The organism is Kribbella antibiotica (assembly GCF_004349055.1).
Taxonomy (GTDB): domain Bacteria; phylum Actinomycetota; class Actinomycetes; order Propionibacteriales; family Kribbellaceae; genus Kribbella; species Kribbella antibiotica.
This window is the reverse complement of sequence record NZ_SMKX01000275.1, coordinates 1-3,773: the sequence shown is the minus strand read 5'-3', so window position 1 is coordinate 3,773 and position 3,773 is coordinate 1. Positions and strand designations below refer to the sequence as shown.

Annotated in this window: 5 protein-coding genes; 3 read left to right on the top strand and 2 right to left on the bottom strand. The window is 68.1% G+C overall.

What is annotated here, in order from left to right; translation table 11 throughout:
• Together E1263_RS42020 and E1263_RS42015 are read right to left on the bottom strand one after the other, a co-directional pair.
• The coding region (locus tag E1263_RS42020) for a sensor histidine kinase (RefSeq protein ID WP_132178011.1) at nt 1-1,156 on the bottom strand (1,156 nt) is incomplete at its 3' end.
• Nucleotides 1,153-1,806, bottom strand: coding sequence for a response regulator transcription factor (locus tag E1263_RS42015; protein ID WP_272949735.1), 654 nt, complete (start codon nt 1,804-1,806; stop codon nt 1,153-1,155). The genes E1263_RS42020 and E1263_RS42015, both read right to left, overlap by 4 nt.
• A gap of 168 nt (nt 1,807-1,974) precedes the next feature.
• Between E1263_RS42015 and E1263_RS42010 the strand changes: the two genes are divergently transcribed.
• The 3 genes from E1263_RS42010 to E1263_RS42000 are packed head-to-tail and all read left to right on the top strand — an operon-like array spanning nt 1,975 to nt 3,624.
• The gene (locus E1263_RS42010) at nt 1,975-2,754 is read left to right on the top strand and encodes a CPBP family intramembrane glutamic endopeptidase (RefSeq protein WP_132178007.1); all 780 of its coding nucleotides are present in this window, start codon (nt 1,975-1,977) and stop codon (nt 2,752-2,754) included.
• A 31-nt stretch (nt 2,755-2,785) separates the two neighbouring features.
• A complete protein-coding gene (locus E1263_RS42005) occupies nt 2,786-3,085 on the top strand; it encodes a hypothetical protein (protein ID WP_132178005.1) in 300 nt (99 codons plus the stop codon).
• A gap of 14 nt (nt 3,086-3,099) precedes the next feature.
• A complete protein-coding gene (locus E1263_RS42000; RefSeq protein ID WP_132178003.1) occupies nt 3,100-3,624 on the top strand; it encodes a GNAT family N-acetyltransferase in 525 nt (174 codons plus the stop codon).
• The last annotated feature ends 149 nt before the right edge of the window (nt 3,625-3,773 follow it).

Below are 3,773 nucleotides of genomic sequence, written 5' to 3'. Positions count from 1 at the left end.
CGGGGCCGTCGTCGTCGATGGTGAGGAAGGCCTGGTGGTTGTCGCGGTGGAGCATGACGTCGACGCGGCCTTGGGGGCGGCCGTGGAGGGCGGCGTTGTCGAGGAGGTTGTCGATGGCGGTGCGGAGGCCGGCCTGCCAGCCGGCGAGGGTTGGTGGGCGCATGTGGTCGACGGTGAGCCGGAAGGTGGTGGCCGGGTACCGGTGGCGGGCGCGCCGTACGGATTCTTCGAGGAGGTCGGTGATGTCGACGTTCGTGCGGGCGGGGAGGGCACCGGCGTCGCCGCGGGCGAGGGTTTGCAGACCTTCGAGGAGCGCGGTGATGCGAGTGTGCTCGGCGAGGGTGGCGGTCAGGATCTGCTGCCGCTGGTCGGCGGAGAGTTCGGGATTGCGGTACAGGGTCTCGAGGTTGACTCCGAGGGTGGTGAGTGGAGTCCGGAGTTCGTGGCCCGCGTCGGCGGTGAAGCGACGGGTGGACTGGGTGCTCGTCTGGAGCTGGGCGAGCATGTCGTTGAGGGCGGCGGAGAGATCGGCGACCTCGCGGGTACCGGACTCGGCAGGCAGCCGTTGGCCTTCGTCCATGCTCCGGATCCCGGCGGCACCGGCGCGCAGCCGCTGCAGCGGGCTGAGCAGCACGGTGATGACCAGCCACACCCCGGAACCGGCAGCGGCGGTCGAAGCGATCGCGATCACGGTCACCAGCTGCGCATTGGCGGTCAGGCGTTCCTCGACCGGACCGAGATCCTGGAGCACTTGCAGACGGTTGCCATCGGCAAGGGTCTGGGTGAGTGAGCGCCAGGTCTGGTCGCCGACCTCGAGAGTGACGTAGCCATCGGCAGCAGGGATGGGGAGGTCGACGGTGGGCTGATCGCCGCGGGCGTCGACCTGGCCGTCGTGGATCAGGCGGACGAGCGACTGGCTCCCCACGAGCAGGCCGCCGTACTCGTCGCCGGGGTGACCGTCGCCTTGGTTCAGGAGCTTGCTCACGTCCCCACGGAGCTTCGCCGCGCGGGAGCTGAGCTGGTTGTCGAGGTCGGTGCGGTCGCGGTGGTCGATCCGTACGGCGATGATGAGGCCGGTCAGCGCGACCACCACCATCACGAGCAGCGCGATGCTGGCGGTGATCCGGGCCCGGAGGCTCCGCGGCCCAATCCTCATGGGCGCAGGACGAATCCGACACCGCGGACGGTGTGCAGCAGACGGTCCTCACCGGCGAGCTCCAGTTTGCGGCGCAGGTACCCGATGAAGACGTCGACGACGTTCGTGTCAACGTCCCACGTGTAGCCCCAGACCTGTTCGAGGAGCTGGCTGCGGCTGAGGACCTGACCGGAGTGCTGCGCGCAGACGAGCAGGAGGTCGAACTCGCGGGTGGTGAGGCCGAGATCGCGGCCGGATCTGGTCGCAGTACGGCGTACTGGCTCGATTGCGAGCTCGCCGATGACGACCGCGCGTTGAGTGCTGCTCTCGTGCAGGCGGACCAGCGCGTGCAGGCGGGCAGCGAGCTCACCGAGTGAGAACGGCTTGACCACGTAGTCATCGGCCCCGGCCGCCAGCCCGGCCACTCGGTCGTCGATCTCGTCGCGGGCCGACAGCATGCAGATCGGGAGCGTGCGCCCGGCTGCGCGGAGCCGGCGGACCACCTCGACGCCGTTCAGGCCGGGCATCATCACGTCCAGTACGACGACTGCGGGCAGCCGCGAGTCGATCGCGGCCAGCGCGGATTCACCGGTCGGCGCTGCGCGGACGGTGAAGCCCTCGGCGCTCAGCCCGAATTCCAGGGACTGCCGGAGGGCAGCGTCGTCGTCCACGACCAGTACCTCCGGGGTGCGGGCAGCAATAAGACGACCTCCTCGCCGAATCCGACGTACCTGGGTCTCAGTGTGCCAACCGATTCACAAAGCAGCTTAAGAATCGGGCCGGTGTCGCGAACGGTGTCGTTGGCTGGGCGGCTGGAGTGGGCGGGGATAGTGGGCGGTATGACGACTTCGGCAGAGGTGGCACTCCCGTCGCGGCGGGTCTTGGGGCGCGAGGTCTGGCTGGTGCTGGCGCTTTCTCTCGGGGCCTCTGGCGTGGCGGCGCTCATTTCGTTCACCGGGATCCTGACCTCGGCCAAGCCGATCAGTGGGCAGACGGCGGTGATTGTGGGGTCGCGGGCGCCAGGGCGGCCGTGGCTGGATCTGGCGTGGCAGGTGTTCGCGGTGGTGACAGCGCTGGTGCCGGTCGCGTTGGTGGGGCACTTCCTGCTGCGGGGTGGTGAGTCGCTGCGGACGATCGGCTTCGATCTGCGGGAGCGGCTGCGGGACCTCGGGCGGGGGACTGCGGTCGCGGCGGTGATCGGTGGGGCCGGGCTGGTGTTCTATCTGCTGGCTTATGCGTCGGGGGCGAATTTGAGCGTGGATCCGGCGCAGTTGCCGGACTACTGGTGGCGGATCCCGATTCTGATCGCGGTGGCGGCGCAGAACGCCGTACTGGAGGAAGTGATCGTGCTCGGGTACCTGAACCGGCGGCTGGATCAGCTGGGCTGGTCGGTCCGGCGCAGTACGGCGGCCAGTGCGCTCCTGCGCGGTTCGTACCACCTGTATCAGGGGGCCGGCGGGTTCGCCGGGAACGTGATCATGGGCGTGATCTTCTGCTACCTGTATCGCCGGTGGGGACGCGTGATGCCGCTGGTGGTGGCGCATACGGTGATCGACATCGTGGCGCTCGTCGGGGCGACGTACCTGATCGGGAAGGTCGACTGGTTACCGGGTTCGTAACCGATCGGCGGTTCCTCAGGTTGTGAATGGCGTGACAGTCAACGGGGAAATCGAAATCGTGCACGAGACCGAGTCCGGGCCGCCGGCGGCGGCACCGCCACCGACAGTGGACGCCGGCCTGGCTTCTGCGGCCCTGGCCGTATTTGCCCATCGGCACGAGGTCGTGCACCTCTTGTATGCAGCGACCGACGAGGCGGATGCGCTCGCCCGGATCGCCAACCTGCTCAAGGTGGACGAGTCGACGATCGGCCGGGTTCTGGACCAGCCGCTGCGCTGGATGCTGCCGCAGTTCCGGGCCGAGCTGGAGACAATCTCCGCGACACCAGGGTGAGCTAGCGTTGCTCGGTGCAAACCTATCGAGCAGACATCCTGGAGATTGCCGACGAGTTCACCGAGGCGTACGTCGAGGTATTCACGGCACCGCCGTTCGAGCATCGCGGCGTCGAGGAGACCCGCGCCGCCTTCCGGCAACGGTTGGAAGGCGACGCGCACCGCGACGGGTTCCAGGCGTGGATCGAGCGGTCGGACGACGGCCGGATCGCCGGCTTCGTCACCGGGTGGGTGACCCCTGTGCCGTTCCGGACCGATCGCTCGTACGGGAGTGTGCTGAAGCGGCTTGGCGCTGAGCAGGTCGACGAGCTGCTGATCGGTGCGTTCGAGATCGACGAGCTCGGCGTCAGCGCACACGCCCGCGGCACCGGCCTCGGCCGCAAGCTCCTGGCAACCGCCACCGCCGAACATCCCCGCGCCTGGCTCCTCGCCTGGAACCAGAACTTCGACACCCTCGCCTTCTACCGCCGCATCGGCTGGACCGAGCCGAAGGTCGTTGGCGAAGAAACCGACATCATCGTTTTCGTCTCGCCCGCGTAATTCTCCATACCCGCCGCTCCTTCCCTTCGTACCCAAAGGTCGGTCCGCTGCTCTCTGTGCACGGACCTCCACTTTGAGAACCCATCAACCATTTCGGGGTGCTGTGCGTGGTCGGTGGATACCCAAAGATGCGCGGCGTGCTCAAGGGC